Here is a 24,017-nt window from a genome sequence, read left to right as displayed (position 1 = left end):
CGGGAGGGGATCAGTCGGCCTGTCCGGCGAACCACACCAAGGGGGCGGTGGTGTCGGTCGACAGGGGGCGCAGGCCCAGGTTCTGGTCCGCCGAGTACAGCGGAGCGATCGCGGGGACCAGGGCGGTGGAGCGGGAACCGTCGAGCGCGGGGCCGGCGATGCCGTCGCCGGGGCCGGCGGACAGCGCGCCCAGAGCCGACGTCACCGCCGAGGGCTCGGTGCTGCCGGCGGAGGCGGCCGCGAGAGCCACGAGCACGGTGGCGTCGTGGCTGCGCGAGTCGGCGAGGCCGGCGACGGAGGCGAAGGAACGGTCCTCGAAGAGCGTCGTCGCCGAGGAATCGTCGGCGAGGACTCGCACCCCGGCGAGGAACGCCGACATCGCCCGGCCGTCGACGTCGGGGGACAGCGCGACCGTGTCGCTCCATCCGGCACCGACCGTGGTCAGCTCCGTGGAGAGGGTGCCGCCCGCGCTGACGAGCGCCTCGGAGAACGCCGGGGAGGTGGCCTCGGGCGTGACCACGATCGGAAGGTCGGCGTCCTCGCTCTGCAGAAGCTGCACGACGCCGGCTTGCGTGGTCGCGGGTCCGTTGACGAGCACGGCGTCGAGGGGACGCGATCCCCGCGCGGCCGCGACGGCGGCGCGGAAGGCCTCGACGTCCCCGCCGGCGGAGAAGGGCACGACGGCGGCAGGGGAGAGCCCGGCGGGCGTGCCGTAGCCGGCGTCCACGAGCAGCACCGAAGATGCGCCCTTCAGCGCGGTCGGAAGTGCCGCGCTGATCGCGTCGGTCGTCGCACCGGTCAGCCACACGCCGTCCCCGGCGAGGGACCCGTCCGTGACGTAGGGGAGCACAGCGGGGACCCCGGCCGTGCGGGCGACCTCGACCGCGCCGCTGACGTGGGAGCCGCTGGTCGCGACGACGATGCCGGACGCCCCGTCGTCGACGAGCTGCTGAGCAGCCGCCCGCGCTCCATCGACGGTGCCCTTGTCATCGACCGCGCGGACGGTGACGGGGTGCCCGCCGAGAGCGAGTCGTCGAGCGGCCACGACGGCGCCGTTCGCGGCATCCTTCCATTCCGCTCCTTCGCCCGGTGCGGAGGAGAGGGAGACGATCACGCCGATCGTCAGGTCGTCGGGCACCGGCGCCGAGATCGCCACCGGGATGGACCCGACCGCCTGCGCCTCGGTCGGGCGGGTCAGCGACCAGGTCGTGAAGCCCGCGGCGACGAGGACGACGGCCGCTCCCGCGGCGATCAGGGCGACGCTGCGACGCTTCATTTGCCGTCTCCGATCCGGAACGTGTACACCGTCTGCGTCGCGGCGCCGGCGGGGGCCTCGATGTGGAACGGGGGCAGCTTGCCCCCGGCTTCGAGTGAGGCCTGCGTCTGCGCCTGCTGGAGCAGGATTCCCGCGACGTCCTGCGAGCGGACGTTGGCGTATCCCTGCGCCTGCTGCGAGGCGAGGGCGAGCTGCACGTCGGCGGTGTCGACCTTGGCGGCGCTGGTGACCATCGACCCGAGAAGCCCCGAGCCGTTGACCCGGCGGTCGCCGAGGTCGAGGAGCACCTTGTTCAAGTCGGCCTGCAGCAACGAGGACGCTCCGTCGGTGTCGCGGGTGGCCGCGCCGATGCTCGACGAGATCGTCGACAGCGACGACAGGGTCTGCGCGGAGACGCTCTGCGAGATCGCCTGACCGGCGGCCGTGAGGTCGTCACGCTGCGATTCGACCGTCTTCTTGCCGCTCTCCGCGATCTCCGACGAGGTCGAGGTGAGGCCGGCCACCGATCGATCGAACATGGCGCCGATGGTCGCGGCATCCGTCTTCCCGCGAGCCGAGATGACGCGCACCTGCTCTTCGATGAGGGCCGAGACCTTCTTGGCCGCCTCGGCGTCGGCGTCGGCGAACGCGCGCTCGATGCTGGGTCCCAGGCCGTCCTGCTGCTTCTTCAGCGCGTTGATGCGCTGATCGAGCTCGGTGCTCTGGTTCGCGAGGGCGTCGGTCGACTCGGACAGGGCCGTGACCAGCTCGGCGAGGTTCTGGTCGCCGCCGGACGCGGCGGAACCGATGCGGCCCACGGCGTCGCGGACGGCGGAGGTCTGGTCGAGCAGGCCGGAGATGGCGGTGCCGAGCTGTCCGTCGGTGCTCGTCTGCTCGATCACGTCGTTCCAGGCCCGCGCGTCGTCGGTCAGACGGTCGAGAAGCGGTGCCGAGTAGCCGTCCGGCGTCCGCAGCGAGCCCCCCTCGCATCCTTCCGAGGTGATGTAGGCGCGAAGGCGGTCGATCTCCGCGAGGGAGGGGCCGCCGAAGATGGGGGTGGAGAAGGAGCGCTCACCGGAGCCGGATCCCTCGCCGGAGCCGGAGCCGTTGCCCGAGCCCTCGCCGGAGCCGTTCCCGCCGTCGGAGTCGCCGCCGCCGTTGCTTCCGCCGTCGGAACCGCCGCCTCCGCTGCCATCACCGCCACCGTTACCGCCGCCGTTGTTCCCGCCGCCGTTGTTCCCACCCTCTTCGTCGTCATCGACGAGCGTGCACAGCTTGTCGGCGAGGCGGGCGGCCTGCTCGCGGATCGATCCCGACTGGTCGGGCGAGCCGAGCTGGTCGCGCGCGGCTCCCGCGATCTGGTTCACGTTCGAGAGCGCCGCGTTGAGCGACCCCAGCGACCCGGAGAGGGAATCGAGCGCCGAGCCGACCTCGCCCAGCGACTGCGGCACGGATCCGTCAGGGAGACCGTCGGACACCTTCTTCGTCGCGGCCTGGACGGCTTCGATCGCGGCGGACGTCTGATCGAACTGCGTGACGACGGATGCCATGAGCTCGGGCTTGAGGGAGTCCACGAGCTCTCGCCCGTCGACGACCAGCTGCGCGAGCGTCGCCGTGACCTCGCCCTGCGCGCTGAACAGCGCGCACGTGGTCGACGGGTTCTGGCAGGAGTCGGCGCTGGGGGAGTCGGGGCCGATGGTCTGGCGCAGAGCGTTCTGGACCTCGCCCTTGCAGTCGTCGGCGGCGGAGGCGTAGTTGTCGAGCTCGACCGCGAGGCGCTGGATGTTGCCGTAAACGGTGTTCGCCTCTCCGGGGATCGTCGAGCTGGTCGAGCATCCGGTCCCCGTCTGGGTCGATGGGGGCGGCGGCGCGCTCGTGTCGCCGAGCATGCCGTCGACGGCCGACAGGGCGCCGCCCAGCTGCTGCAGGACGGCCGAGTTGGTGCTGTCGACCGTGCTCGACAGGTCGGACTGCAGGCCCGTCAGCTGGGCCGTGAGGCCGCGCATCGTCGTGCCGAGCGAGGTGGTGCTGTCGGCGAGCTCGCGCGCGGTGCGCACACCCAGCGTGTCGGCGGTGCTCTCGAGGTTCGTCCGCACCTCGGTGATGGTCGTCCCGGCGCGGCCGAGCACGTCGTTGACCGCGGCCACGACCTCGATCGTGCGGCGCTGGAGCGCGAGCTGCGAGGTGGGGTCGTCGTTGAACGCGGCGTCGAGGACACCGCCCATCGAGGCATCGGTCGAGATCCCGGGCTGCACGGCGATGTCGAACGCGGGGACCGAGAAATCGTCGACGTCGGCGACGAGGGTGAGAGTGCTGCTGGCGCGGCCGGACGGCGGGGCGAGCAGCGATGCCCACTGCACCACCGCGTCGCCGTCGTCGGACCGGCTCAGCACTCCGTTGGTCACGGTCGAATCGGTGTCGGAGTCGATGACCACCCGGCTCGGGGCGACCCCGCCGAGCACGGTCGAGGCGGCGATCGTGAGCGGGGCGCCCACCAGCGCCTCGCGCGTCCGCGACTGACCCGCGGCGTCATAGGTGAGCTGCTGCGGCTTCACGGTCAGGTTCTCGACCGTGACGTCGATCTCGACGCGGCCGGAGTAGCCCTTGAGGTCGCTCAGATCGGTGCCGCTGGAGTCGGCCGTGCGGTACGAGGTGCGGATGCGCACGGGGATGTCGTCGGCGACGTCGGCCGGGGTGAACGTGGCCGACTCGCTGCTCGTCTCGGACGGAGAGCTGCCGATCGCGATCGTCGTCGAGGTGACGCTCTGGATCGCGGCGTCGGTCGTGACGCCCACGGCGACCGACTGCAGGAGGCGGGTCGGCGTGATCTCCGCCTGACCGTTCGTGCAGGCCGTCACGGTGACGAGTGCACCGACCGCGACCATCGCCGCGATGACGCGCGGCAGAGCGCGTCGCGTTTTCGTGGAGTTCCCCAATGACATCCGTCCCCCTTGATCCCCGTCCGGCAGCCAAGGTGGATCGTAGTCGGTACCCGCGACATTGCCTCATTCGCGGGCCGCGCTTGACATCCGGCACGGGGACCGTCCTCCCGCTCGCGGCAGCGCCACGGCCCTTCTCGAAACGATTCGACAGCGATGAGTGCGACCACTAACATCGTCGAGTGACCTCTTCGACGACCTCGAGAGGTGCGGCGATGCGGGCGCTCCTTTCTCTCGCCATCGGCAGTTTCGGCATCGGCATGACCGAGTTCGTCGTGATGGGCCTCCTGCCCAACATCGCGCGCGAACTCGTCCCGACCACCTGGGCTGCGTCTCCGGACGACGCGATCGCCCAAGCGGGCTGGCTCGTGTCCCTCTACGCACTCGGCGTGGTCGTCGGCGCGCCGACGATCGCCGGTTCCGTCGCGCGTTTCCCACGTCACCGCGTGATGATCGTGCTCGCCGCGGCGCTGGCGTTCTTCACCCTGCTGACGGTCATCGCCCCGACGTTCGAGTTGGTCGCGGCATCCCGGTTCCTCGCCGGACTCCCGCACGGCGCGTACTTCGGCATCGGCGCGCTCGTGGCCGCCGACGCCCTCGGCCCGGGCAACCGGGCGAAGGGCGTGGCCTTCGTGCTCACGGGACTCACGATCGCGAACGTCGTGGGCGTGCCGCTCGGTACGCTGCTCGGCCAGCAGGTCGGCTGGCGGGCGGCGTTCGCCGTGGTGACCGGCATCTTCGTGCTCGCGACGATCTGCATCGCCCTGTTCGTGCCGAAGCACCCCGGCTCGCCCGGTCGGCGTCTGCGCGACGAACTCCGCGTCTTCCGCATCGGACAGGTGTGGTTCGCGCTCGGCATCGGTGCCGTCGGGTTCGGTGGATTCTTCGCGATGTACAGCTACATCGCCCCGATGATCACCGAGGTCGCGGGGCAACCGGAGTGGGCGGTCTCCCTCGTCCTCGTCCTCGTGGGCGTGGGGATGACGGTCGGCAACGTCGTCGGGGGTGCGCTGGCCGACAAGGATCTGCGCTTCTGGCTCTTCGTCGGCCTCACCGCGCTCGGCGCGGCGTCCGTCGGCTTGGCGCTCACCGCCGGGTGGATCGTGACGCTCGTGGTCTTCGCTTTCCTCGTCGCCTTCTGCGGTGCTGCCCTGAGTCCCGGCATCCAGACCCGCCTGATGGATGTCGCCGAAGACAACCAGTCGATCGCCGCCGCCCTGAACCACTCCGCGCTGAACATCGGCAACAGCCTGGGTGCGTTCCTCGGCGGTCTGGCGATCGCCGCGGGTCTCGGACTCGTCGCCCCGGCGTGGGTCGGCGCGGTGCTCGCCCTGGGCGGGCTCGTGGTCGCCGTCGTGTCGTACCGCGTCGAGGACCGCTCCGGTCGACACCCCGAACACCGGATGCCGGCGGCCGAGGCCGCGACGACCGCGATCACCGGTTCGATCCCGACGCAGGGCTGAGCCTCTATCGCTCCTGCGCCGCCGTACCCGACCGCTGGGTGTCCAGAACACCCGGAAGCTGCTCGCACCGCGTCCGGGTGTTCTGGACACTCAACGTGCTCGTGGGTGCGCGGCGTCTCCCGATCGCCTGCGCTCCGAGTCTGAGGTGCGCGACGCGCGCGGCGGGGGCGCGTGTCCACAACACCCGGATCCCTGAGGTTTCGTCCGGGTGTTCTGGACACTCGACGCTCAGCGCGCGCCAGCGGGCGCGCCCGGCAACGCGAACCGGGAAAACGACGGATGCCGGCCCCCCCGCATCCGCACCCGTCAGGCCGCGAACAGTCGACGCAGATGCGTGGCGACGGCGGCGGTCTCGATGAGGAAGCCGTCGTGGCCGAAGTCGCTCGCGAGGACCACCGCCTCGTCGCCGTCGAGGGTGTTCGGGATGCCGCGGGCGATGCGGTGCTGTCCGTCGATCGGGAACAGGCGGTCGCTGTCGATTCCGAGGACGAGCGTGGTCGCGGTCACCCGGCGCAGCGCGTCTTCGACGCCGTCGCGGTCACGACCGACGTCGTGCGAGTTCATCGCCTCGACGAGCGTGAGGTAGCTGTTGGCGTCGAAGCGGCGCGTGAACTTGTTGCCGTGGAAGTCGAGGTACGACTCGACCGCGAACCGTCCGCCGCGCCCGAGCGGGCTCACGCCCGACTGCCAGGACCGCTGGAAACGCTGGTTGAGCTCGGTGGGGCTGCGGTAGTTCAGCAGAGCCATGCGGCGGGCGAGCGCGAGCCCGCGGTGCGGGCCGTCCCCGTCGCCGGAGTCGTAGTACTCGCCGCCGGCGAAGCGCGGGTCCATCCGGATCGTGTCGAGCTGCACCGAGTTCAGCGCGATCTGGTCGGCGGTCGTGATGGGCGGAGCCGACAGGATCGCGGCGCGCTCCACGCGGTCGGGGTGTCCGACCGTCCACTCGAGGGCGTGCATGCCGCCCATCGAGCCGCCGATCACCGCGGCCCACCGGTCGATCCCGAGCGCGTCGGCCAGCTGTGCCTGCGCGCGGACCTGGTCGCGGATGGTCAGGTACGGGAAGCGCGAGGCCCACTCGTACCCGTCCGGCGCGATGCTGGCGGGGCCGGTGGAGCCCTGGCATCCGCCGAGCATGTTGGGGGCGACCACGAACCAGCGATCGGTGTCGATCGCCGCGCCGGGGCCGACGAGGTCGCTCCACCAGCCCGCGGTGGGGTGGCCCGGACCCGCGGCGCCGCGGACGTGGCTGTCGCCGGTCAGCGCGTGCAGGATCAGGACGGCGTTGTCGCGCGCGGGGGACAGCTCTCCCCACGACTCGTAGGCGAGGCGGAATCCGGGGAGGGACTCGCCGTTCTCGGTCGCGAACGCCCCGAAGGTCGCGAAGCGGCGCTCGCCCGCCGGGTCTCCGTCGCGCCAGGCGCCGGTGGCCGGAGGCCGGCCGAGGAGGGAGCGGGCGTCGGCCTCCGTGATCGGCGCCGACGGCACCGTGTCTTCGGAGATCTGCCAGTCCATGGCATCCATTCTCTCCGGTCCGGTGGGGCTTCACCGGACTGTTACGGCGATGTCGGAGGCGCGGTCTACCATGCCGCGTATGGGTACGTGGAGCGCAGAACCGTTCGGAAACGACAGTGCCGCCGATTGGGCGTACGAGCTCGATGAGGCGAAGGACTGGGGTGTCGTGAGCGACGCCCTGCGTGTCGCGGCAGAGGCGGCCCCGTCGGAGCTCGACTCCGATGACGCGGTGCTGGCGATCGCTGCAGCGGAGGTCGTGGCGCGGGGCCTGGGGCGGGTGGCGGACTCGGCCGAGAGCGTGGAGGCCTTCGTGGCGCGGGTGTCGCCGCCGTCTCCCGAGCTCGTGGCCCTCGCCGTGTCGGCGCTCGCCGTCGCGGCGTCCGACGAGGGCGAACTCGCCGATCTGTGGGAGGGCGACCCCGACTGGCTCGCCGAGAACGAGAAGCTGCGCGCGGCGCTCACCACCGGCTGACGAGGTTGTCCAGCCCCCGCTCGCCGATGTCGGGTGGGGCCATGATCGCCGCATGGCGACCTTCCTCCTCATCGCGGCCTCCAGCGACATCGGGCGTGCGACCACGACGCGACTCCGCGATGCGGGACACCGTGTCCTGACCACGGCCCGGGACTCCTCGGTCATCGAGCCGGATGCCGTTCTGGATGCCACCGACTTCGACGCCGTCGACCGGGTGGTGCGCGAGGCGGGCGAGCTCGACGGCATCGCGGTGTTCGCGGGGTCGATGCTCCTCAAGCCGGCACATCTGACGTCGCGCGAGCAGTACGACGGGCTGATCGCCGCATCGCTCACGACGGCGTTCGCGGCGGTGCGCGCGGCGGGCTCGCACATGCGTGACGGGGGCTCGGTGGTGCTCGTGTCGTCAGCCGCGGCCCTCGCGGGTCTTCCGAATCACGACGCGATCGCGGTGGCGAAGGCGGGGGTGATCGGGCTCACGCTCTCGGCCGCGGCGAGCTATGCGGCGCACGGTCTCCGCGTGAACGCGGTCGCCCCGGGACTCGTCCAGACGCGGCTGACCGAGAAACTCACCGCGAGCGACCTGTCGCGGAAGGTCTCGGAGGCCATGCATCCGCTGGGTCGTCTCGGTGAGCCGGATGACGTCGCGCGAGCCGTGGAGTTCCTGCTGTCGCCTGACAACGCGTGGGTGACCGGTCAGGTGCTCGGCGTCGACGGGGGTCTCGGGAGCCTGCGGCCGCGGCAGAAGGTGTGACGCCGTGACCCGGGGAGGGCCAGGGATGAAGGGAGGAGCATTCCCCGACGTGGATCCTCCCGGCATCCCTCGCCCTCCGACCGTCACCGGGGTGCTCCGCGGCCGGGACTCGGCGGCGCATGCGACGACGCCCCGACCCGGCCGAAGCCGGATCGGGGCGTCTCCCGCGAGTGAACTCAGGCGCGAGCGGCCTCGGACAGGCGGCGCGCGGCGGCGAGAGCCTGGTCGAGGTCGGCCTTGAGGTCGGCGATGTTCTCGAGGCCCACGGACAGGCGCACGAGGCCCGGGGTCACTCCGGCGGTCAGCTGCTGCTCGGGGGTGAGCTGCGAGTGCGTGGTCGAGGCCGGGTGGATGACGAGCGAGCGCACGTCGCCGATGTTGGCGAGGTGGCTGAACAGGCTGAGCGAGTTCACGAACTCGCGGCCGGCCTCGACGCCGCCCTTGAGCTCGAACGACAGCACCGCACCGACGCCCTTGGGGGCGTAGTTGTTGGCCGCGGCGTACCAGGGCGAGGTGGGCAGGCCCGAGTAGTTCACGCTCGCGACGTCGGGGTGCGACTCGAGCCACTCCGCGATCTCCTGAGCGTTCTGCACGTGGCGCTCGACGCGCAGCGACAGGGTCTCGATGCCCTGGATGAGCTGCCATGCGCTCTGCGGGGAGATGGAGGCGCCCAGGTCGCGCAGCAGCTGCACGCGCGCCTTGATGATGTAGGCCAGGCCGTCACCGACCGCCTGGGTGTAGACGGCCCCGTGGTACGAGGGGTCGGGGGTGGTCAGGCCCGGGAAACGGTCGGAGTGCTCGGACCAGGCGAAGGTGCCGCCGTCGACGATGACACCGCCGATGGTGGTGCCGTGACCGCCGAGGAACTTCGTGGCCGAGTGCACGATGATGTCGGCGCCGTGCTCGAACGGGCGGATGAGGTACGGCGTCGCGATCGTGTTGTCGACGATGAGCGGCACGCCGGCCTCGTGCGCGATGTCGGCCACCGAGCGGATGTCGAGCACGTTGATCTTGGGGTTGCCGATGGTCTCGGCGAAGAACAGCTTCGTGTTCGGCCGGACCGCGGCGCGCCACTCCTCGGGGTCGTCCTGGTTCTCGACGAAGGTCGTCTCGATGCCGAGCTTGGCGAGGGTGTACTTGAAGAGGTTGTACGTGCCGCCGTAGATCGAGCTCGACGACACGATGTGGTCGCCCGCCTGCGCGATGTTGAGCACCGCGAACGTCTCGGCCGCCTGGCCGCTGGCGACGAGGAGGGCGCCGGTGCCGCCCTCGAGGCCCGCGACGCGCTGCTCGACGACGTCCTGCGTGGGGTTCTGGATGCGCGTGTAGATGTTGCCGAACTCGGCCAGCGCGAAGAGGTTCGCGGCGTGATCGGCGTTGTCGAAGACGTACGACGTGGTCTGGTAGATCGGGGTGGCGCGGGCCTTCGTCACCGGGTCGGGCTGGGCGCCCGTGTGGATCTGCTTGGTCTCGAAACGCCAGTTCTCGGGTGCCGACATGGCTGCTCCTCTGGTCTGGGGGCCGAGGCGGTCGCCGTGGCCTCCTGCGAGCGTAGGGACAGCGTCCGACACCGACAACCGCCGCGGACACGGGCCGTAACACCTCTCCCGATCCGGTGTCGGCGGGGACCGATAGCGTGGATGCCATGACGCGACGCGCAGTGGTGACCGGGGCCAGTTCGGGTATCGGGGAGGCGACCGCACGTCTCCTGCGCTCACGGGGGTGGGACGTCGTGGGAGTCGCCCGCCGCGCCGACCGACTCGCGGCTCTGGAGAGCGAGACCGGGGTCGTGGCCCGCGCGGCCGACCTGACCGACGCCGACGATGTCGCGGCGCTCACGGCGTGGCTCGACGAGACCGGAGGAGTCGACGCGCTCGTTCAGGTGGCCGGGGGAGCGCGCGGGAGCGATCGCGTCGAAGACGGCGATCCCGAGGACTGGCGCTGGATGTTCGAGGCGAACGTGCTCGCGTCCCAGCGCTTGGTGGCATCCCTCCTGCCGTCGCTGCGCCGCGCGGCCGGCGCGTCCGGTCACGCCGACCTGCTCTTCGTCACCTCCACCGCCGCGCAGACCGCCTACCCGGGCGGCGGCGGGTACAACGCCGCGAAGGCGGGCGAGGCGATGCTCGTGCACGCGCTGCGTCAGGAGCTGAACGGGGAGCCCCTGCGGGTGATCGAGATCGCGCCGGGCATGGTCCGCACCGAGGAGTTCACCCTTAACCGCCTGGGCGGAGATCAGGATGCCGCCGACAAGCTCTACGAGGGCGTCGAGGCTCCGCTCGTGGCCGACGACGTCGCCGACGTCATCGCGTACGCGCTCGATGCGCCGGGGCACGTGAACCTCGACCTCGTGACGGTGCGCCCCGTCGCGCAGTCCGCCCAGCATCTGCTGGCACGCGGCCCCCTGCGGACCCGCTGAGCCGATCCTGCCGGTATGACCGCATCGACGACGCTCGACGTGGAGGCGCTGCGCGCCCACCCGAGCCGCGCCGAGCTTCGGCGGTTCTGGGCGCGATTCCGTCAGGAGTATCCGCGCGTCCGCGATTCCGAGAGGCGGGGGCGGCGGGCTGTCTTCACCTTCCTCCTGATCACCTCGACGGTCGGTGCCCTGGGGATGTGGGCGAACATCGCGGCGGAGATGCGCCAGGGCGGCTCCGACGAGGTTCGACCTATGTTCCTTTTCGTGTTCCTGTTCCTCGGGGTGCTCGTCTTCAGCGTGTGGGGCATCGTCCGCACCGGCAAGCGACGCACGCGCCCCCGCGAACACTGGGCGCTTGCCCGTTTCGCCGACGACAACGGGCTCGAGTACGTCCCGGGGCCGCGGTCGGGAACCATGCGCGCCTGGTGGAGCATCACGGGGCACACCGTCGCCCGCGCGATGACGCGCGAGAACGCCGACGGGCGAACGGTCGAGTGGGCGGACTACGAGATCCGCAACGCCACGCGCCGGTTCACCTACCCACCGGTGGGCGGATGGATCAAGATCGGCCTCCGACGCCCGTTGCCGCACATCATCGTGCGCGCCACTCGGCGCGGAACCCGGGCATTCGCGGTGGCGGCCGTTCCCGATTCCGGGCAGCGGCTCTCGCTCGAGGGAGACTTCGACGAGCACTTCGACCTGTACTGCCCCGAGGGATACGAGGCGGATGCTCTCTACCTCTTCACGCCCGACGTCATGGCGCAGGCGATCGACGACGCCGGTGGATGGGACATCGAGATCGTCGACGACCTGCTCATCCTCGTGCACCCGCGCGACGTCGTCACGACCGATCCCGCGCGATGGGCCGAAGTGATGCGCACCGCGGATGTCTTCGCGACGAAACTCGAGCAGTGGGAGCGCTGGCGCGAGACCCAGCTGCGAGACGACCCCGCCGTCGACGAGACCCGGCTCGATCTGGCGCAGGTCGCGCCGGCGGGTCGTCGCCTGCGGACGTCGTGGGGGCTTGCGGCGTGGGTGTCGTTCGCCCTCGTCGCGGTCCTCACCGTGGGATTCTTCCTCCTCGGACGCCCGTAAGCGGAGGGAGAGTCAGCTCACCTCGCCGCGCGCCGCCTGCGCGTCCACCTCGGCCTCAGCCCGATCGGCGAACGCGACCTTGGGCACGAAGAGCAGCAGAACCGCCGCCGCGAAGCCGCCCGCCGCGCAGATCGCCCAGACGGTCAGGTAACCGGCGAGCGGTGCCGCCGTCGCCGCCACCGCCGATCCCGCCCCCGCGGCCAGCACCACGCCGAACACCGCGGACGACATCGTGCCGCCCACGGTCTTCGTGGTGTTGGTGAGAGCGGATGCCACGCCCGTCTGCCCGCGCGGAGCGGCGGCCGCGGCGGCCGCGGGCATCGCCGCGACGAGCGCTCCCGATCCGAGACCGGCGATCGCAAGGCACAGCAGCACCTGCCACAGCTCGACGTGGAGGGGCAGGAGGAGGGCGTAGCCGGCGCCCACGAGGACGGCCGCACCGATGAGCACCGCGCGGGGACTCGCGCGGCGCGAGGTCACGGCGAACAGCACCGCTCCCACGATGAGCGACACGAGGTAGACACCGATCACGTTGGACCGGTCGGTGGCATCCAATCCCAGCCCATATCCGAGCGCGCGGTCTGTGCCGGCGTAGGTCGCGAGCGGCCCCTGGGCACCGAGGAGGCTGATGCCGACGAGGAAGGCGGTGGTCTGCACGGGCCACATCTCGGGGCGGCGGAGCACGCGGATGTCGACCGCCGGGTCGCTCTGGCGCAGCTCGAACCACACGAAGACCACGAGGAGGGCGACCCCCGCGACGAGCAGGGCCGTGATCGCGAGCGGACCGGGGCCTTCGGGAAGCCGCACGAACGACAGCGCCCCCGTCACGCAGAGCAGAGCGCCCGCGAGGATCGCGAAGCCGCCCACGTCGAGACGCCGCGCATCGGGGGAGCGCTCGGACTCGGGCACGCCCAGCCAGATGACGAGGGAGACGAGGGTGACCGCCACCGCGGGGACCATGAGCGCGAGCCGGAGGTTCCCGCCGGTCGCGGCGAACAGGCGTCCCGCGGCGAGGGCTCCGATGATCGCCCCGGCCTGCAGACCGACGACGAGCAATCCGGCGGCGCTGCGCGTGCGCGAGACCCCTCGCTGCAGACGGCGACCCCGGTCGAAGATGAGGGCGATCTCCAGCGGAAGCCACACCACGTAGAACCCCTGCAGCGCCCACGCGAGCAGGAACGAGGTGAACGAGTCGGCGAAGACGAGCCACCAGCTGGCCGCCGCCGTCGCGAGCGCCGAGAGGAGCAGGATCCGCTTGTGGCCGAACATGTCGCCGAGCTTGGCCAGCACCGGCAGCACGAGCGCCGACAGCAACAGTTGAGCGGCCTCGAACCAGTTGACGTCGGCATCGCGGATCCCGAGGTGCACGACGATGTCGGGCAGCAGGGGCACGTAGAACCCCTGCAGGATGCCGCTGACGAGCTCCACCACGACGAACCAGCCGATGAGACCCGCGGTCACCCCGAGTGCCGACGAACGCACCCGACCGACCGCGCCGGAGACGCGCGACATGGCGCGACGATAGCACCGCGGGGGCGTGGCATCCGGGATCCTGCCTCTGCGCGCCCGAGGGGGACTCCGCGCGGAGGGGCCGCGACGCCGACGCCCTAGGGTTGAAGGCAGTCGAGAGAGGAGTCCGGTGTGACGGACGAGCGCGAGCGGTTGACCTGGGACGATTTCGGCGCGGCGACCCGCGACATCTCGCGAGCGATCGTGGCCGACGGGTTCCATCCCGAGGTCGTCGTCGCCATCGCCCGCGGCGGACTGCTGCCCGGCGGCGCGATCGCCTACGGCCTCGGCGTCAAGAACTGCGGCGCGCTCAACGTGGAGTTCTACACCGGCGTGGGCACGGTGCTCGACGCCCCCGAGGTGCTGCCTCCGGCCCTGGACCTGTCGTACCTGAGCGGGCGCCGGGTGCTCCTCGTCGACGATGTCGCCGACAGCGGCCGCACGCTCGACCTCGCCGTGAAGCTCCTGGACCGGCACGGAGCCGAGGCGCGCTCGGCCGTGATCTACACGAAGCCCTCCACGATCATCACGCCCGACTACTCGTGGAAGAACACCGACCTGTGGATCGACTTCCCCTGGTCGTTCCAGGGATCGGTGCACGAGGAAGACGCGGCGTGACGGCGAAGTCCCTCGCCGAACTCGCGGACGCCGGGCTGATCGACCGTTCCTGGGTCGAGCCGTTGGCTCCGGTGGCCGCGGACATCGCCGCGGTCGGCGAGCGGTTGCGCAGTGAGGGGAAGCCGTACCTGCCGGCCGGAGACCTCGTGTTGCGCGCGTTCCGCACCCCTCTCGACGCGGTGCGCGTGTTGATCGTCGGTCAGGACCCCTACCCGACCCCGGGTCACCCGATCGGGCTGTCGTTCGCCGTCGACCCGCACGTGCGCCCGCTGCCGCGGAGCCTGTCGAACATCTACCGGGAGCTCTCCGACGACCTCGGCATCGCCCCCGCCCCGCACGGCGACCTCTCGGCGTGGTCGGCGCAGGGCGTGATGCTGCTGAACAGGGTGCTCACCGTGGCGCCCGGGGCCCCGGCATCCCACCGCGGGTGGGGATGGGAACGCGTCACCGAACATGCGATCCACACCCTGGCCGCTCGTGAGGCGCCGCTCGTGGCCGTGCTGTGGGGTCGGGATGCCATGAACCTGGCGCCGTTGCTCGGCGACACCGCGATCGTGTCGTCGCCGCACCCGTCGCCGCTGTCGGCGAGCCGCGGGTTCTTCGGCTCGAAGCCGTTCTCGCGCGTCAATGCGCTCCTCGAGGAGCAGGGCGCCCCGCCCGTGGACTGGCGTCTTCCGTCCTGAGGTCGTCGCCGCACGGCCCGGGGACACCCGGGGGAAACACCCTCGTGCGTAGAGTGGCGAGCGTGCTGGAAGAAGAGTACGAGAAGAGCCGTCGGCGTCTGCCCGCGCACCTGCGTCGTGCGCCCGAGCCGGAGCGGCCGTTCTCGTACGAGATCCGTCCCGCGACCGAGGCGGACATCCCCGACATCCGCGAGATCTACAACTACTACGTGCGCAACTCCGTCGTGACCTTCGACGAGAAGGCCTGGTCGATCGCGAAGTGGCGCGACAAGTTCGCCACGCTGAAGCGGCTGGGACTCCCGTTCCTCGTCGCGGAGTCGCCGAGCGGACAGGTCCTCGGCTACGCCCTCGTGCAGCCGTGGCAGTCGAAGTCGGCGTACCGCTACACCGTGGAGAACTCGATCTACCTCGGCCAGGCGGCCGCGGGGAAGGGCCTCGGCCGCGCGCTTCTCGAGGCACTCATCGCCGCGTGCCAGGATCTCGGCATCCGCGAGATGGTCGCCGCGATCAGCGACAAGGGCGCCGACGCGTCCATCGCCCTGCACGAGAAGCTCGGTTTCACCGAGGTGGGCCGCATGGGCCGCGTCGGCTTCAAGTTCGGCCGCTGGCTCGGCGTCGTCTACCTGCAGAAGAGCATCCCATCGAAGAAGAAGAAGCGGAAGCTGTTCGGCTGATGCGCCGCTCGGAGGCCGAGGGCCCGAGCCCGCGCTCCGATGTCCGAATGCCGCGCGCGGCGGGCGAAACTCCTGAGTTATCGGTCCCGGATGCCATGAGCGGCGCTCTTGCGACGCTGGACGTCCGGTTCCTCAGGAGTTTCGCCCGCTTCGTCAGTCCTGACGTGCGGCCGCGAGGATCACCGCGGCCAGGTCGCTCGGGCGACTCCACATCGGCCAGTGTCCGGTGGGGAGGTCCACGCTCTCGACGCGCGTGAGCCGGGCGACGTCAGCGAACATCGGGTGGCCGGCGTCCGCGAGCTCGTGCACCTGTGCGCTCGGGAGCGAGCAGCACACGAGGGTCGTCGGAACATCGTGACGCAAGTCGTTCGTCAGCTCCACGGCCTGCCGCAGGACGGGGGCCGGCTCGGCAACGGCGCGAGCGCGGAACCGTTCGAGCAGGTCGGGGGTCAGCCCCGCGAGGCTGGCCTGCTGAGCGAGGACGTCGAACGGCGGAAGGGCCAGCTCTCTCACGTCTACCGGCAGTTCGGGCGCGAAAGCCCTTCCGTTCCAGGGCCCCGAGTCGACCCAGACGACGCGGCGGACGAGTTGCGGATGCCGATCCAGCACGACGCTCAGGGGAGCGTTGGCGCCGCTGTGCGCGACGACGACCGCCGGCGAGTCGAGACGCGCGAGGAGATCGATGATCGCGGCGGCCTGGTCGTCGACCGCCCTGCTCGTACGGTCGGGATCGTCGGGGTCCAGACCCGGCAGCGTCAGGGCGATGGTACGGGTGGAGGGAAGGTGGGCGAGGAGGTCGTCCCACGCCCACGCGCCGAGCCAGTGGCCGGCAAGGAAGATGAGGGGCGGGGTGCCGGTGGTGATGTTCATTGCCCCAGAATCGACCAGGGCGCGAGCAACGGTATGTCACTATTTTTGTCATGAATGTTCGGGTTTCTCTCCCGTGAAGCGCGCGGAGCGCCTGCACGCGCTGACGGAGATGCTCCGTCGTCACGGCGCCCGCGGGTGCTCGGCGGAGAGGATGGCGCGCGAATTCTCCGTCTCGGTCCGTACGGTCAAACGTGACCTGGCGGCGCTCGAGCGCAGCGGGACGCCGATCTGGTCGCGTCCCGGCCCGGGTGGCGGCTATGGACTCGCCGTGGGCTCATCCCTCCCCCCGGTCACCCTGTCGTCCGCGCAGGCGGTCGCCCTCCTGGCGGCGGTCGCGGCGAATCCCGACGCGCCGTACAACGATCTGGCGCGGGCGGGGGTGGCGAAGATCCTCGACGTCGTCGATCCCCGGACACGGGCTCGGGCCGAAGAGCTCGCCGCGCGCGTGTGGGTCGATGCTCCGGTGTCCGCGTCACGGGCGGTGCGGTCGGCGCTCGAGGAGGCGCTGGCCGACCAACGCGTCGTCCGCGTCAGGTACACGACGGCTGCGGGGCAGACGACCACGCGCGACATCGAGCCGGTCCTGTTCGCGTCGCGGGAAGGCCGATGGTTCCTCATCGGGTGGTGCCGTCTGCGGGAGGCCATGCGGTGGTTCGCCCTCGAGCGGGTCGAGCGAGCCACAGTCCTCGCTGAGGAGCGCAGCGGCCACACCGTCCAGGAAGTGGGGGAGCCGCCTCGGACGTCACACCCCGTGAGCGGCGTGCGGTCCACCCGGTGAGAGGTTTCGGCCGATGAGCCGCAGCCGGGCCGGGCTCCTGAGATTCGGCGTCCCTGCGCCCACAACCGGCACCGCGACGAGGCGGCGCTCGCAGATGTCAGGAGTGTGGCCCGCCCCGTCGCGGCGCAAGAATTCGGGCGCGATTCAGCGCCCGGGCGACGCGGCCTGGCGCACCTCATCGACGAGCGAGCGCCACGGCCCCTCGACCTGCGCATCGCTCAGCCGCGCGCGGTGCACGGCGGTGTCGCCGCGGTGCACCTCGATGCGCCATTGGTAGCGGTCGGCTCCGGCGGTCGGGGCGGGAGGAGCGTCCCACGGGCAGCTCTCGACGAGCTCGCGCCAGTGCGGGGCGCGCTCGGGATCGGGCTCCGCGCGCCACTGCTTCGACAGGCCCGCGATACCGCCCGAACGCACGACGAGGATCGCGAAGCGTTCGTCGTCGTCAGCCTGCGGCATCCTCCTCGACGCCGACCCCGGCCCACGCGGCGCGGACGGCGGCGACCTCCTCCGACTCCTCACCGTACTCGGTGGCCGCGGCGACCAGGGTGGCCCGTGCGAACGCCGCGAAGTCCGCGGTGGGGGAGAGGGTTCCCGCCGTCAGCGTGCGATACCAGATGAGTCCCGCGCGCTCCCAGGCGAACCCCCCGAGCCGGGTGGCGACGAGGAAGAACGCCCGGTTGGGGATGCCCGAGTTGATGTGCACGCCCCCGTTGTCGTCGTCGGTCTCGACGTAGTCGCGCATGTGGCCGGGCTGCGGGTCTTTCCCGAGCACGTCGTCGTCGTAGGCGGTGCCCGGCGCCTTCATCGACCGCAGCGCCTCGCCCTGCACGGCCTCGGCGAAGATCCCGGCCCCGATCAGCCACGACGCCTCGTCGGCGCGCTCGCCGCGATGGTGCTGCTCGGCGAGCGCGCCGAAGACGTCGGACAGGGATTCGTTCAGGGCGCCCGACTGACCCTGGTACTCGAGGCCGCCGGCGGCCTCGGTCACCCCGTGCCCCAGTTCGTGCGCGATGACGCTGAGCGACCGCGTGAAGCCGACGAACACGTCGCCGTCGCCGTCGCCGAACACCATGCGCTCGCCGTTCCAGAACGCGTTGTCGTAGTCGTCGCCGAAATGCACGGTCGCCAGCAGCGAGCCGCCGGCCGCATCGATGCCGTCGCGCGAGAAGGCGTCCCAGAAGAAGTCGTAGGTGGCCCCGAGCCCCTCGTAGGCCTCGTCGACCGCGCTGTCGCCGGAGGGAGGCTCGTCTTCGCTGCGGACGCGGCGACCGGGCAGGTTCTCGGTGTTCCGCGCGTCGGAGATGACCCGGTCGGGGGCGGGAACGGCCTCCGCGACGAGCGCGTCGCCGTCGATCGACAGCCGCAGCCGTCGGCGCGTCGGCCGCGACGGCCGCGGCATCGCGAGGGTCTTGCGCGCGGCGGCCGCCGCACGGGCGAGACGCGGATCGTCTGTCGAGGCGAGCCGATCGAGCAGGAAGGGGGGAACGATGCCGGGGATCATGCGCCGAGGCTAGCGCCGACCTCCGACATCGTGGCATCCCTTGTCCACAGCCACGATCGGCTCACGGCCCCGGCGCCATCGCTCGAAGAGCGGCGAAATGCGCGTCGAAGGCGTCGCGGCCGAGGGGCGTCAGACTCAGACGCGTAGTCCGGCGCCCGTCCGCCCGCTCGGGCGACGACTGCTTCGTCGTCCTCACGTACCCGAGCTCGATGAGAGCGCGGAGCGTCTTGGAGAGGTTGGCGTCGCTGAGGTCGAGGGCCGCTTTGACGTCCGCGAAATCCGCCTCGGCGAGCGGTCGCAGCATCGCGCAGATCCGCAGCCGCGTCGGCGCGTGGATCGCCTCGTCGAACCGCGGTTCGACCGACGCGGCTCTCCCGTCCTCCCGAGAATCCTTCGCCATGGCGACTACCCGCGAGGCAGTGTCGGAATGGATGCCAGCAACTGCCGCGTGTACGCCGCCTGCGGCTGCAGCAGCACCTTCTCGGTCGGTCCCTGTTCGACCACCCGGCCGTCCTTCATGACGACGACGTGGTCGCACACGTTCTGCACCACGCCGATGTCGTGCGAGACGAGCACGAGCGTCAGGTCCTCCTCGGCCCGCAGGCGCGCGAGGAGTCGGAGGATCTGCGCCCGCACGGTCACATCGAGAGCGGACAGCGGTTCGTCGCCCACGAGGATGCGCGGGCGGTGCACGATCGCCCGCGCGAGGGCGATGCGCTGACGTTGACCGCCGGAGAACTCGTGGGGGAAGCGGGCCGCCATGTCGGCGTCGAGCCCCACCTGCTCGAGGACCTCGCGCACGCGCGCGCGGCGATCGCCGTCGATGCCGAGGGCCCAGAGCGGCTCGCCGACGATGCGTCCGACGCTCATGCGGGGATCGAGCGAGGCGTACGGGTCCTGGAACACGATCCCCGTCGCCCGCCGCAGCCCGTGCAGCGACCGCGCCGAACTGCGCGCGTCGACGGCCCGACCGTCGACCTCGACGGTGCCCGCCGTGGGGACGTCGAGACCGAGGAGCAGACGGACCAGCGTCGACTTGCCCGACCCCGACTCGCCGATGATCCCGACCGCCGAGCCCGCGCGCACCGACAGATCGACGTCGTCGAGCCCCACGGTGCGTTCCGGGCGGCCGAAGCCCCGGCGGGGCGCGGGATAGCTGCGCGAGAGACCGCGCGCCTGGATGAGCGTCTCGGTCACGGCGTCTCCTCGCCCTTCGCCGCCTCGCCGTGCGAAGGCCCCGGCCCGGCGGGGAACGCCGGTGTCCCGGCATCCGCCCCCGCGATCTCCGGATGCCACAGCGTCGCCGTCGCGTCCCGCACGAGCGCGCGCGTGATCGGGGACGACGGTGCGCGCAGCAGGGCGCCCACCTCGCCCTCCTCGACGACACGTCCGCGGTCGAGGACGACCGCGTGCGTCGCGACCTGCGCGAGGACCGCGAGGTCGTGGGTGATGAAGACGAGGGACATGCCGGCATCCTGGACCAGGGAGCGCAGCAGCGACAGGATGCCGGCCTGGATGGTCACGTCGAGCGCCGTCGTGGGCTCGTCGGCGATGAGCAGGTGCGGCCGGCAGGCGAGAGCCATCGCGATCGCGACGCGCTGGCGCTGACCCCCGGAGAGCTGGTGCGGGTAGCGCGACACGATGCGCTCGGGGTCGGGAAGCGCGACCCGTTCCGCCTCGGCGATCGCCCGCCACAGGGCCTCTCGGCGCGAGACGCCCTCGTGGATCCGGACGGATTCGCCGATCTGCCGCCCGACCGTGTGGAGGGGGTTGAGAGCGGTCCGGGGCTCCTGGAAGACCATTCCGATGTCGTCGCCGCGCAGGGCCGCGAGCTCGCGATCGGGGAGGCCCAGGATCTCGCGCTCGTTCCAGCGGACGCTCCCGGTGGCGCGCGCGCCGTCGGGCAGCAGCCCGAGGATCGCGAGGGCGGTGAGCGACTTGCCCGAGCCCGACTCGCCGATCAGCCCCACGCGGGCGCCGTCGGGCACCTCGAACGAGACCCCGTCCACCACCGCGCGTCCGGCGATCTCGACGCGCAGGTCGGTCACCCGCAGGCTCATGCGACCACCCCCGGCACGTGCGTGCGGGCGGCGGGCGCGCGATCGGCGAGCGTGGGGTCGCCGGCCTCGCGCAGCGCGTCGCCGAGGAGGTTGAGTGCCAGGACGGTGAGGGTGATCGCGAGCCCCGGCCACACCACCGTCAGGGGGTGAACGGCGATGTACGCCTGGAGGTCGTTGAGCAGCACGCCCCACGACGGCTGGGTGATCGGGGCGCCGAAGCCGAGGTACGACAGTCCTGCTTCGGCCAGCACGGCGACGGCCATGCCCCACGACAACTGCACGATGAACACCGGGGCGACGTTCGGCAGCAGGTGTCGGGTGAGGTTCTGCCACGCGGTCAGCCCGCTCGCCCGGCCCGCGAGGACGAAGTCGCTCTGCAGCACGCGACGCAGCTCCGGCCGGGTCACGCGCGCGATGTTGACGCCGAAGCCGATCCCCACCGCCCAGATGACCACGGCGAGGGAGCCGCCCCAGACGGCCGAGATCATCATGGCGATGATCAGCACGGGGAAGGCGATGAGGATGTCCACCAGCACCGCCACGCTCTCGCGGATCCACCGCGCCGTGAGCGAGCCGAGCGCTGCGAGCGCGATCCCGAGCACCGAGGCGACGATGCCCGCGCCCACGGCGACGAGGATCGTCGTGCGCGTTCCCGCCATGAGCAGGCTCGCGATGTCCCGACCGTTGTTGTCGGTGCCGAGGACGTGCGGCCACGAGGGGTCGGCCCAGCGCGCGCGGACGTCGACCGCGCCGGGATCGAACGGGGTCCAGAACAAGGACACGATCGCGACCACGACGAGCAGAACGACGATCAGGATGCCGAATCGGCCGGTGCCGAGGCCCCACAGGCGCTTCAGGGTGCTCACGACGCCTCCCGCTGCCGGGGGTCGATGAGACGGTGCAGCAGGTCGACCACGAATCCGACGACGAGCACGAACCCGGTCACCGCGAGAAGCTCGCCCTGGACCTTCGGCAGGTCACGGGCGGCCACGTCCGCCACGAGCATGCGCCCGACGCCCGGGAGGGTGAACAGCTGCTCGATGACCACCGCGCCGACGATGATCCCCGCGATCTGCAGGCCCAGCACGGTGATGATCGACAGGCCGACGTTGGGGAGGCCGTGGCGCAGCAGCGCCCGCGTGCGGGTGAGGCCCTTCGCCGCGGCGGTGCGGACGTAGTCCTGTCCGATCGCCTGGAGCGTGGCGCTGCGGACGAACCGCAACAGCATCGCGCCTTCGACGACGCCGATGGTCACGGCCGGGAGGATGAGCGCCCGGAACGCCGCACCCGGGTCGTTCCACCCCGCGCGCGGGAACCCCTGCGGGGGCAGCCACCCGAGCCAGACGGCGAACACGACGACGAGCATCATTCCCGCCCACACCACCGGCACGGCCGCGAGTGCCTGCGCTCCGACGCTCAACGCGGTTCCGCCCGCGTGGCGACGGCCGAGAGCCGACAGCACCCCGAACGGGATGCCGACGACCAGCGCGACGATGAGCGACATCGCCGCGAGGGGCAGCGTCACCTGCGCTTTGGCGACAAGCTCCGTGACGACGGGAGTGCCGGTGAGCAGCGAGGTACCGAGGTCGCCGCGGAAGAGGCCGCCGATCCACTCCACGTACTGCTGCCACAGCGGGATGTTGAGACCCAGGCTCTCGCGCAGGGCCGCGACCTGGTCGGGGCTCGCCTGGGTGCCGCCGACGAGCTGGGCGACGTCACCGGGGAGCACCCTCAGCGAGACGAAGATCAGCGCACTGGCCACGACCAGGCCCAGCACGAGCAGGCCCAGCCGTGTCAGCGCGTAGCGGGTCACTCCGACGCGACCGTCACGCCCGCCAGCGGCAGACGCACGTTGAGGGAGTTCTTCGGGAAGTTCGCCACGTTCGTGCCGACGGCGGCGCGCGGAGCCGAGAGGAACAGCCAGTCGGCGGCATCCTGGTCGTCCACGATCTGGGCCGCCTCGGCGAGCAGGTCGGAGGACTGCTGAGCATCCGTGGTCGCCAGCGACTGGGCGTACAGACTCTGCACCTCGGCGTTGTCGAAGCCGAAGTAGTACGTCGGGTCCGCCCAGTTGCCGAAGTCGCGCGCCTCGACGTGACGCACGAAGCTCAGGTCGTAGTCGTGGTTCGTGTAGACGTCGGTCAGCCACGTCGAGAAGTCGACCTGCTTCACCTGCAGCTTCACGCCCACGTCGGCGTACGCCGACACGAGGAACGTGGTCAGGGTGCCGGGGTAGACGTTGGGGATCGTCAGCGTGAGGCTCAGGTTGTCGGCCCCGGCCTCCGCGAGGAGCTCGCGGGCCCGGTCGGGGTTGTACGAGATGCTGCCGGTGAGGTCTTCGTATCCCGGGTCCAGCGGCGGGATCGGACCGTTCAGAGGCTGAGCGGTGATCAGGGTCTCGGCGAGGGCGTTGTGATCGACCGCGAGGCGCAGGGCCTCGCGCACGCGCTGGTCGGACAGGGGAGCGCGCTGGTTGTTGAACGCGAGGATGCCCTTGTCGGTGGTCAGGCCCGACTCGATCGTGAAGTTGCCGGTGCCCTCGATCTGGCTCTGCAGCTCGGGGTCGATCTCGAGCGCGACATCGACGTCGCCGCTGACCGCGGCGTTGGTCGCGGCGCTCTGGTCGGGGATGTAGTCGAGCACGACCTGCGCCACGCCCGCCCTCTCGCCCCAGTAGCCGTCGTAGCGGGAGAGCGTGAGGCTCTGACCCGTGTTCCACGTCTCGACGCGGAAGGGACCCGTTCCGTTCTCCGCGGTCTGGAGGGCCGTCGTGTCGCCGTTCTTGAAGATCAGGCCGGCGCGACCGGTGAGGGCGAAGAGGAAGTCGATGTTCGGCTTCGCGAGCGTCAGCACGACGGTGGACGCATCCGGGGAGGAGATGGATGCCACGTTCGCGAGGTCGGCGCTGTTCTGGATCGTCGCGTCGTCCTTCGCGGTCTGCAGCGAGGTGACGACGTCGTCGGCGGTGAGGGCGCTGCCGTCGTGGAAGGTCACGCCCTGGCGCAGGGTGAACGAGTACGTCAGACCGTCGGGGGAGACGGTCCACTCGGTGGCGAGAGCGGGGACGATCTCGTTGTTCTGATCGCCGTCCCGGGTCACGAGGCCCTGGTACACGTTGTCGATGAGGGCCTGCTCGAGCGCGGCGCCGCTCGTGTGACGGATGTCGAGGTTCGACGGCTCGAGCGACAGACGCACGGTCAGCGTGGCGTTCGGGTCGGCTTCGCCGCTCGGGGCGGGATCGTTGCTCGAGGCTGTGCACGAGGTGAGCAGGAGTGCTCCGATCAGGAGCGCGCTCGTGGCGAGGGCGGTGCGGCGCAGCATTGCGGGGATGTCCTTTCGCAGGCCGGGGCATCCGAGTGCTGTGGATGCCGTGCAGGGGTGGAAACAGCCTACTTTCACCGGTATTCCCCCCACGCCGTTC

Annotated in this window: 23 protein-coding genes; 9 read left to right on the top strand and 14 right to left on the bottom strand. The window is 71.3% G+C overall.

Features of this window, described 5'->3' with window-relative positions; all coding sequences use genetic code 11:
• Positions 1 to 10: 10 nt before the first annotated feature.
• On the bottom strand, positions 11 to 1,276 hold the full coding sequence (locus tag MTES_RS02410; RefSeq protein ID WP_013583585.1) for an ABC transporter substrate-binding protein: 1,266 nt from the start codon (positions 1,274 to 1,276) through the stop codon (positions 11 to 13).
• The gene (locus MTES_RS02405; protein ID WP_013583584.1) at positions 1,273 to 4,197 is read right to left on the bottom strand and encodes a hypothetical protein; all 2,925 of its coding nucleotides are present in this window, start codon (positions 4,195 to 4,197) and stop codon (positions 1,273 to 1,275) included. Before MTES_RS02405 ends, MTES_RS02410 begins: the two co-directional genes overlap by 4 nt.
• A gap of 212 nt (positions 4,198 to 4,409) precedes the next feature.
• Here MTES_RS02405 and MTES_RS02400 point away from each other — a divergent pair, with 212 nt between their 5' ends.
• A complete protein-coding gene (locus MTES_RS02400) occupies positions 4,410 to 5,657 on the top strand; it encodes an MFS transporter (protein ID WP_013583583.1) in 1,248 nt (415 codons plus the stop codon).
• 306 nt (positions 5,658 to 5,963) lie between these two features.
• Here MTES_RS02400 and metX read toward each other — a convergent pair whose 3' ends face one another.
• Complete coding sequence (gene metX, locus MTES_RS02395) at positions 5,964 to 7,169, bottom strand: homoserine O-acetyltransferase MetX (protein WP_013583582.1); 1,206 nt, start codon at positions 7,167 to 7,169, stop codon at positions 5,964 to 5,966.
• Positions 7,170 to 7,248: 79 nt separating this feature from the next.
• On the opposite strand from metX, the gene MTES_RS02390 reads away from it, so the two are divergent.
• Both MTES_RS02390 and MTES_RS02385 read left to right on the top strand, forming a co-directional pair.
• Entirely contained in the window at positions 7,249 to 7,641 is a 393-nt protein-coding gene (locus MTES_RS02390; protein WP_231848131.1) for a DUF4259 domain-containing protein, read from the top strand.
• Between the two features lie 52 nt (positions 7,642 to 7,693).
• Complete coding sequence (locus MTES_RS02385; RefSeq protein WP_043360924.1) at positions 7,694 to 8,392, top strand: SDR family NAD(P)-dependent oxidoreductase; 699 nt, start codon at positions 7,694 to 7,696, stop codon at positions 8,390 to 8,392.
• Positions 8,393 to 8,568: 176 nt separating this feature from the next.
• Here the strand turns inward: MTES_RS02385 and MTES_RS02380 are convergent, their stop codons facing one another.
• Positions 8,569 to 9,891 (bottom strand): bifunctional o-acetylhomoserine/o-acetylserine sulfhydrylase, encoded by a 1,323-nt coding sequence (locus MTES_RS02380; RefSeq protein WP_013583578.1) that lies wholly within the window; start codon positions 9,889 to 9,891, stop codon positions 8,569 to 8,571.
• A gap of 146 nt (positions 9,892 to 10,037) precedes the next feature.
• Between MTES_RS02380 and MTES_RS02375 the strand changes: the two genes are divergently transcribed.
• On the top strand, positions 10,038 to 10,808 hold the full coding sequence (locus MTES_RS02375) for an SDR family oxidoreductase (RefSeq protein WP_013583577.1): 771 nt from the start codon (positions 10,038 to 10,040) through the stop codon (positions 10,806 to 10,808).
• A gap of 15 nt (positions 10,809 to 10,823) precedes the next feature.
• On the top strand, positions 10,824 to 11,903 hold the full coding sequence (locus MTES_RS18315; protein ID WP_013583576.1) for a hypothetical protein: 1,080 nt from the start codon (positions 10,824 to 10,826) through the stop codon (positions 11,901 to 11,903).
• Between the two features lie 12 nt (positions 11,904 to 11,915).
• On the opposite strand, the gene MTES_RS02365 is transcribed toward MTES_RS18315, so the two are convergent.
• Positions 11,916 to 13,415, bottom strand: a complete 1,500-nt coding sequence (locus tag MTES_RS02365) for an MFS transporter (protein WP_013583575.1) — start codon at positions 13,413 to 13,415, stop codon at positions 11,916 to 11,918.
• Positions 13,416 to 13,544: 129 nt separating this feature from the next.
• Here MTES_RS02365 and MTES_RS02360 point away from each other — a divergent pair, with 129 nt between their 5' ends.
• From MTES_RS02360 to MTES_RS02350, 3 genes are all read left to right on the top strand, one after another.
• Positions 13,545 to 14,030 (top strand): phosphoribosyltransferase, encoded by a 486-nt coding sequence (locus MTES_RS02360; RefSeq protein WP_013583574.1) that lies wholly within the window; start codon positions 13,545 to 13,547, stop codon positions 14,028 to 14,030.
• Positions 14,027 to 14,713 (top strand): uracil-DNA glycosylase, encoded by a 687-nt coding sequence (locus MTES_RS02355; protein WP_013583573.1) that lies wholly within the window; start codon positions 14,027 to 14,029, stop codon positions 14,711 to 14,713. Before MTES_RS02360 ends, MTES_RS02355 begins: the two co-directional genes overlap by 4 nt.
• Before the next feature lie 62 nt (positions 14,714 to 14,775).
• Positions 14,776 to 15,387 carry a GNAT family N-acetyltransferase gene (locus MTES_RS02350; RefSeq protein ID WP_013583572.1) on the top strand — a complete coding sequence of 204 codons (612 nt, stop codon included), beginning with the start codon at positions 14,776 to 14,778 and terminating at the stop codon, positions 15,385 to 15,387.
• A gap of 153 nt (positions 15,388 to 15,540) precedes the next feature.
• On the opposite strand, the gene MTES_RS02345 is transcribed toward MTES_RS02350, so the two are convergent.
• Entirely contained in the window at positions 15,541 to 16,257 is a 717-nt protein-coding gene (locus tag MTES_RS02345; protein WP_013583571.1) for an alpha/beta fold hydrolase, read from the bottom strand.
• 73 nt (positions 16,258 to 16,330) lie between these two features.
• On the opposite strand from MTES_RS02345, the gene MTES_RS02340 reads away from it, so the two are divergent.
• The gene (locus MTES_RS02340; RefSeq protein ID WP_043360918.1) at positions 16,331 to 17,035 is read left to right on the top strand and encodes a helix-turn-helix transcriptional regulator; all 705 of its coding nucleotides are present in this window, start codon (positions 16,331 to 16,333) and stop codon (positions 17,033 to 17,035) included.
• 144 nt (positions 17,036 to 17,179) lie between these two features.
• Here the strand turns inward: MTES_RS02340 and MTES_RS02335 are convergent, their stop codons facing one another.
• The 8 genes from MTES_RS02335 to MTES_RS02300 form a co-directional block, all read right to left on the bottom strand.
• Positions 17,180 to 17,491, bottom strand: a complete 312-nt coding sequence (locus MTES_RS02335) for a protealysin inhibitor emfourin (protein WP_013583569.1) — start codon at positions 17,489 to 17,491, stop codon at positions 17,180 to 17,182.
• A complete protein-coding gene (locus MTES_RS02330; RefSeq protein WP_013583568.1) occupies positions 17,478 to 18,536 on the bottom strand; it encodes a M4 family metallopeptidase in 1,059 nt (352 codons plus the stop codon). Before MTES_RS02330 ends, MTES_RS02335 begins: the two co-directional genes overlap by 14 nt.
• Before the next feature lie 61 nt (positions 18,537 to 18,597).
• A complete protein-coding gene (locus tag MTES_RS02325) occupies positions 18,598 to 18,936 on the bottom strand; it encodes a transcriptional regulator (protein WP_013583567.1) in 339 nt (112 codons plus the stop codon).
• Between the two features lie 5 nt (positions 18,937 to 18,941).
• Entirely contained in the window at positions 18,942 to 19,733 is a 792-nt protein-coding gene (locus tag MTES_RS02320; protein WP_013583566.1) for an ATP-binding cassette domain-containing protein, read from the bottom strand.
• Positions 19,730 to 20,596: an ATP-binding cassette domain-containing protein gene (locus tag MTES_RS02315; RefSeq protein ID WP_013583565.1), complete on the bottom strand. Its 867-nt coding sequence runs from the start codon at positions 20,594 to 20,596 to the stop codon at positions 19,730 to 19,732. Before MTES_RS02315 ends, MTES_RS02320 begins: the two co-directional genes overlap by 4 nt.
• The gene (locus MTES_RS02310) at positions 20,593 to 21,462 is read right to left on the bottom strand and encodes an ABC transporter permease (RefSeq protein WP_013583564.1); all 870 of its coding nucleotides are present in this window, start codon (positions 21,460 to 21,462) and stop codon (positions 20,593 to 20,595) included. The genes MTES_RS02315 and MTES_RS02310 overlap by 4 nt, the downstream gene beginning before the upstream one ends.
• Positions 21,459 to 22,409, bottom strand: coding sequence for an ABC transporter permease (locus MTES_RS02305; RefSeq protein WP_013583563.1), 951 nt, complete (start codon positions 22,407 to 22,409; stop codon positions 21,459 to 21,461). The genes MTES_RS02310 and MTES_RS02305 overlap by 4 nt, the downstream gene beginning before the upstream one ends.
• Positions 22,406 to 23,917 carry an ABC transporter substrate-binding protein gene (locus MTES_RS02300; protein WP_013583562.1) on the bottom strand — a complete coding sequence of 504 codons (1,512 nt, stop codon included), beginning with the start codon at positions 23,915 to 23,917 and terminating at the stop codon, positions 22,406 to 22,408. The genes MTES_RS02305 and MTES_RS02300 overlap by 4 nt, the downstream gene beginning before the upstream one ends.
• Positions 23,918 to 24,017: the final 100 nt, after the last annotated feature.

Origin of the sequence: Microbacterium testaceum StLB037, assembly GCF_000202635.1 — a bacterium.
GTDB lineage: Bacteria > Actinomycetota > Actinomycetes > Actinomycetales > Microbacteriaceae > Microbacterium > Microbacterium testaceum_F.
Note: the sequence above shows the minus strand (reverse complement) of the source record. Positions and strands in the feature narration are given on the sequence as shown.

Coding starts and splice junctions, on each gene's coding strand:
- MTES_RS02410 (WP_013583585.1), bottom strand. CDS start 1,276: ATGAAGCGTCGCAGCGTCGCCCTGATCGCCGCGGGAGCGGCCGTCGTC.
- MTES_RS02405 (WP_013583584.1), bottom strand. CDS start 4,197: ATGTCATTGGGGAACTCCACGAAAACGCGACGCGCTCTGCCGCGCGTC.
- MTES_RS02400 (WP_013583583.1), top strand. CDS start 4,410: ATGCGGGCGCTCCTTTCTCTCGCCATCGGCAGTTTCGGCATCGGCATG.
- metX (WP_013583582.1), bottom strand. CDS start 7,169: ATGGACTGGCAGATCTCCGAAGACACGGTGCCGTCGGCGCCGATCACG.
- MTES_RS02390 (WP_231848131.1), top strand. CDS start 7,249: ATGGGTACGTGGAGCGCAGAACCGTTCGGAAACGACAGTGCCGCCGAT.
- MTES_RS02385 (WP_043360924.1), top strand. CDS start 7,694: ATGGCGACCTTCCTCCTCATCGCGGCCTCCAGCGACATCGGGCGTGCG.
- MTES_RS02380 (WP_013583578.1), bottom strand. CDS start 9,891: ATGTCGGCACCCGAGAACTGGCGTTTCGAGACCAAGCAGATCCACACG.
- MTES_RS02375 (WP_013583577.1), top strand. CDS start 10,038: ATGACGCGACGCGCAGTGGTGACCGGGGCCAGTTCGGGTATCGGGGAG.
- MTES_RS18315 (WP_013583576.1), top strand. CDS start 10,824: ATGACCGCATCGACGACGCTCGACGTGGAGGCGCTGCGCGCCCACCCG.
- MTES_RS02365 (WP_013583575.1), bottom strand. CDS start 13,415: ATGTCGCGCGTCTCCGGCGCGGTCGGTCGGGTGCGTTCGTCGGCACTC.
- MTES_RS02345 (WP_013583571.1), bottom strand. CDS start 16,257: ATGAACATCACCACCGGCACCCCGCCCCTCATCTTCCTTGCCGGCCAC.
- MTES_RS02335 (WP_013583569.1), bottom strand. CDS start 17,491: ATGCCGCAGGCTGACGACGACGAACGCTTCGCGATCCTCGTCGTGCGT.
- MTES_RS02330 (WP_013583568.1), bottom strand. CDS start 18,536: ATGATCCCCGGCATCGTTCCCCCCTTCCTGCTCGATCGGCTCGCCTCG.
- MTES_RS02325 (WP_013583567.1), bottom strand. CDS start 18,936: ATGGCGAAGGATTCTCGGGAGGACGGGAGAGCCGCGTCGGTCGAACCG.
- MTES_RS02315 (WP_013583565.1), bottom strand. CDS start 20,596: ATGAGCCTGCGGGTGACCGACCTGCGCGTCGAGATCGCCGGACGCGCG.
- MTES_RS02300 (WP_013583562.1), bottom strand. CDS start 23,917: ATGCTGCGCCGCACCGCCCTCGCCACGAGCGCGCTCCTGATCGGAGCA.